A 5,096-nucleotide genomic window follows, 5' to 3' on the forward strand; every position below is an offset into this window, starting at 1 on the left:
GCGGAACTCTTAAAAGCCTCATTACTTTAAACTAAAAATAGTACCATTATTATGGCTAGACATAAAGAGAACCCAACACAAAAGAAATTTTCTAAAATTTCAATCGGTCTTGCATCTCCTGAAGCGATTCTTGCAGAGTCAAGAGGCGAGGTGTTAAAACCAGAAACGATTAACTATCGTACGCATAAACCTGAAAGGGATGGACTTTTCTGTGAACGTATTTTTGGTCCTGTAAAGGATTATGAATGTGCTTGTGGAAAATATAAGCGTATACGTTATAAAGGAATCGTCTGTGATAGATGTGGTGTAGAGGTTACAGAAAAGAAAGTAAGACGTGATCGTATAGGACATATTAATCTTGTAGTGCCTGTGGCGCACATTTGGTATTTCCGTAGTTTGCCTAATAAAATAGGTTATTTACTAGGGCTTCCTTCAAAGAAGCTGGATATGATCATTTATTATGAGAGATATGTAGTAATACAGCCAGGTATTGCAAAAAATGCCGAAGGTGAAGAGGTAAATAAATTAGATTTTCTTACCGAAGAGGAATATCTTGATATTTTAGATAGTCTTCCTCAAGAGAATTTATATTTAGAAGATTCAGACCCTAATAAATTCATCGCAAAGATGGGTGCAGAGTGTTTGATAGAGTTGTTGCAACGTATCGATCTAGAATCATTATCTTATGATTTAAGACATAAGGCAAACAATGAAACTTCTAAGCAACGTAAAACGGAAGCTTTAAAACGTCTACAGGTTGTAGAAGCTCTTAAAGATTCTAATGAGCGTCGTGAGAATAAGCCTGAGTGGATGATCATGAAAGTGGTACCAGTTATACCACCAGAATTGCGTCCATTAGTACCACTAGATGGTGGTCGTTTTGCAACATCAGATTTAAATGATCTTTACCGTCGTGTAATTATACGTAACAATCGTTTGAAGAGATTGATGGAGATTAAAGCTCCAGAAGTTATTCTCCGTAATGAAAAACGTATGCTACAAGAAGCGGTGGACTCACTTCTTGACAATACAAGAAAATCTAGTGCTGTTAAAACAGATTCTAACAGACCATTAAAATCATTATCAGATTCCCTTAAAGGTAAGCAAGGACGTTTCCGTCAGAACTTACTAGGTAAGCGTGTTGATTATTCTGCACGTTCGGTAATTGTTGTGGGACCAGAACTTAAATTATATGAGTGTGGTATCCCTAAAGATATGGCTGCTGAGCTTTATAAGCCATTTGTAATCCGTAAACTTATTGAGCGCGGTATTGTAAAGACTGTGAAGTCAGCTAAGAAAATAATAGATAAGAAAGAGCCTGTAGTTTGGGATATCTTGGAAAACGTTCTTAAAGGACATCCAGTTATGTTGAACCGTGCTCCTACGCTTCACAGACTTGGAATACAAGCATTCCAACCTAAGTTGATTGAAGGTAAAGCGATCCAGTTGCACCCATTAGTATGTACAGCATTTAATGCCGACTTTGATGGTGACCAGATGGCGGTACACCTGCCACTTGGGCCAGAGGCAATTTTAGAATGTCAGTTGTTGATGCTCGCATCTCACAACATTTTAAATCCTGCTAATGGTAGTCCTATTGCTGTTCCTTCTCAGGACATGGTATTAGGTCTATATTATATGACTAAATTACGTAGATCAGAACCTGGACACATAGTGAAAGGTGAAGGACTTACTTTCTATGGTCCAGAAGAATTAGTAATTGCTTTTAATGAGAAGCGTGTAGATATTAATGCTCCAGTAAAATGTAGAATCAATCTACTTCAAGGTGATGGTTCTTATAAAGCTGAAATCATTGAAACAACTGCTGGTCGAGTAATTTTTAATCAAAAAGTACCTGATGAAGCCGGATATATCAATGAAGTATTAACTAAGAAAGCTCTTAGAGATATTATCGGAGATATTCTTAAAGTAACAGATGTTCCAAGAACAGCTGCTTTCCTTGATGAAATTAAGGACTTAGGTTATGGATTTGCATTCCGTGGTGGATTGTCTTTCTCACTTGGAGATATTATGATTCCAGCAGAGAAGCAATCTATGATTGATGAGGCAAATACTAAAGTAGATGCTATACGTGGTAACTATGGTATGGGTCTTATTACTCAAAATGAACGATACAACCAGGTAATTGATGTGTGGACTGCGACTAATGCGCAGCTTACAGAATTATCCATGAAAAACATTAGAGAAGACCAACAAGGGTTTAACTCAGTGTACATGATGCTTGATTCTGGAGCGCGTGGATCTAAGGAACAGATCAGACAGCTTACTGGTATGCGTGGATTAATGGCTAAGCCTAAGAAATCTAATGATGGTGGTGGAGCAATTATTGAAAATCCTATTCTTTCTAACTTTAAAGAGGGACTTTCCATTCTTGAATACTTTATTTCTACTCACGGTGCTCGTAAAGGTCTAGCAGATACCGCACTTAAAACTGCAGATGCCGGTTACCTTACTCGACGTCTACATGATGTAGCTCAAGATGTAATAGTGAATCATGAAGACTGTGAAACATTAAGAGGTATTGAGGTCTCTGCGTTGAAGAAGAATGAAGAGGTAATGGAGAAATTAGGCGCTAGAGTTTTAGGCCGTACTGCATTACATGATGTTATTGATCCAGCGACACAAGATGTACTTGTTGAAGCCGGTCAATTAATTAGTGAGGATATCGCAGATGCAATTGAGGCATCAGATCTAGAATCAGTTGAAGTAAGATCAGCTCTTACTTGTGAGGCTCCAAAAGGTGTTTGTACTAAATGTTATGGTCGTAATCTTGCTACTAATCGTCTTGTAATGAGAGGTGAAGCAGTAGGTGTTATTGCTGCACAATCCATTGGTGAACCAGGTACACAATTGACATTGAGAACCTTCCACGTAGGTGGTGTTGCAGGTAACGTTTCTGAAGATAGCTCGATTGTTGCTAAGAATGATGGTATTCTTGAAATTGAAGATCTAAAGACAGTTAAAGGCGAAGATAATGAAGGTAATGCAGTAGAGGTAGTAATATCTAGAACGGCAGAATCTAAGCTACTTCATGAAAAGACTGGAATGTTATTGAACTCAAACAATATTCCTTACGGTTGTGAATTATATGCTAAGCCAGGAACAAAAGTTAAGAAAGGTGATCTAATTGCTAAATGGGATCCATTTAACGGTGTAATCATTTCTGAGTTTGCTGGTAAAATCAAATTTGAAAATATTATTCAAGGGGTTACTTTCCAAGTAGAAAGTGATGAACAAACAGGATATGAAGAAAAAGTAATTTCTGACTCAAGAGATAAAAAATTAATCCCTACTCTACATATCTTAGATAGTAAAGGAGACAATGTTATTTCTTACAACCTTCCAGTTGGTGCTCACTTGATGATCAATGATGATGAGAAAATTAAAGTTGGTAAGGTATTAGTTAAGATACCACGTAAATCTGCTAAAGCAGGTGATATTACTGGAGGTCTTCCTAGAGTAACAGAGTTGTTTGAAGCTCGTAATCCTTCTAATCCAGCTGTAGTAAGTGAAATCGATGGTGTTGTTTCTTTTGGTAAAATCAAGCGTGGTAACAGAGAGATTATCGTTACTTCAAAGACTGATGAAATCAAGAAATATCTAGTTAAACTTTCTAATCAGATCCTTGTTCAAGAAAACGATTATGTAAGAGCAGGTATGCCTCTATCTGATGGTTCAATTACGCCTAAAGATATTCTTGCAATTAAAGGACCTAGTGCTGTACAGCAGTATTTGGTAAATGAAGTTCAAGAAGTATATCGTTTACAAGGTGTAAAGATTAATGATAAGCATTTTGAAGTAGTAGTACGTCAAATGATGCGTAAAGTAAGAATCGTAGATTCTGGTGATGGAATGTTCTTAGAAAACCAATTGGTTCACAAGGAAGATTTCATTCTTGAAAACGATAGATTATACGGTAAAAAAGTGGTTGAACTAGCAGGTGACTCTGAGAACTTGAAAGAAGGTCAAATTATTACTTCAAGAGAATTGAGAGATGAAAACTCTATTCTTAGAAGAGAAGATAAAGCATTGGTAACTGCCCGTGATGTAATGCCTGCGACTGCAGAGCCTGTTCTTCAAGGAATTACTAGAGCATCTTTACAGACTAAATCTTTCATAAGTGCTGCATCTTTCCAAGAAACAACTAAAGTATTGAATGAGGCTGCTGTTGCAGGTAAGGTAGATACATTAGAAGGACTTAAAGAAAATGTAATTGTAGGGCACAGAATACCAGCAGGTACAGGTATGCGTAACTATGAAGACATTATCGTGGGTTCTAAAGAGGAATTTGAAAAGCTTCTTAATCAGAAGGAGGAACCTAAAGTGAATTATAACTAATAGTAATGGCAAAGAATAATCCTGATCATAAAATCAATATAGAAATTGATGGGGAAATTGCAGAAGGTCAGTACAGTAACCTAGCAATAATTAATCATTCAGTTTCTGAGTTTGTTGTAGATTTTGTTAATATTATGCCTGGTAACCCAAAATCAAAGGTTAAATCCAGAATTATTTTGACACCACAACATGCAAAACGCTTAGCCAAAGCTTTGCATGATAACGTGAGAAAATTTGAACAAGCTCATGGGGAAATTAAAGATCATGATCAACCGCCCATTCCTTTAAATTTTGGCCCAACAGGCCAAGCATAATTAAAAGCCTGATGATTTATCATCAGGCTTTATTATTTTAAAATAATAAGTAATAGATTTAACTTATAGTAAATTAATTTGAAAGCTCTATTACCGCTTTTTAAACGACTTTTTTCAGTTTTACTATAACATGTTTAGCTTCGTCTATTTTTACCTATCAAGGCTCTTTATTTTGCGTATTTGTATCCTTCTTCCGTTTTTTCAATCCTTTTATTTGATTTCATTTTTGCCTAACCATGATTCAAATTATTTCTTGTTCATATATATTTCAGCCTGTTAATGTTTTTAGACGACATTATAATGTCTTATATCGAAAGGCATTTACTTTACCTTAACTATTTGTTAATGAATATCGTTTTTATCTATATTTTCGTGTGTTAGTAAGATGTTGATAAGCTCAACACTTTATTCAAATAGATATAT

Annotated in this window: 2 protein-coding genes; both read left to right on the forward strand. The window is 35.9% G+C overall.

The window, feature by feature from the left end; genetic code table 11:
* Positions 1-51 precede the first annotated feature (51 nt).
* Complete coding sequence (gene rpoC, locus DDD_RS09920) at positions 52-4,359, forward strand: DNA-directed RNA polymerase subunit beta' (RefSeq protein ID WP_015362703.1); 4,308 nt, start codon at positions 52-54, stop codon at positions 4,357-4,359.
* A gap of 5 nt (positions 4,360-4,364) precedes the next feature.
* Entirely contained in the window at positions 4,365-4,673 is a 309-nt protein-coding gene (locus DDD_RS09925) for a DUF3467 domain-containing protein (RefSeq protein WP_015362704.1), read from the forward strand.
* Positions 4,674-5,096: the final 423 nt, after the last annotated feature.

The organism is Nonlabens dokdonensis DSW-6, assembly GCF_000332115.1.
Classification (GTDB): domain Bacteria; phylum Bacteroidota; class Bacteroidia; order Flavobacteriales; family Flavobacteriaceae; genus Nonlabens; species Nonlabens dokdonensis.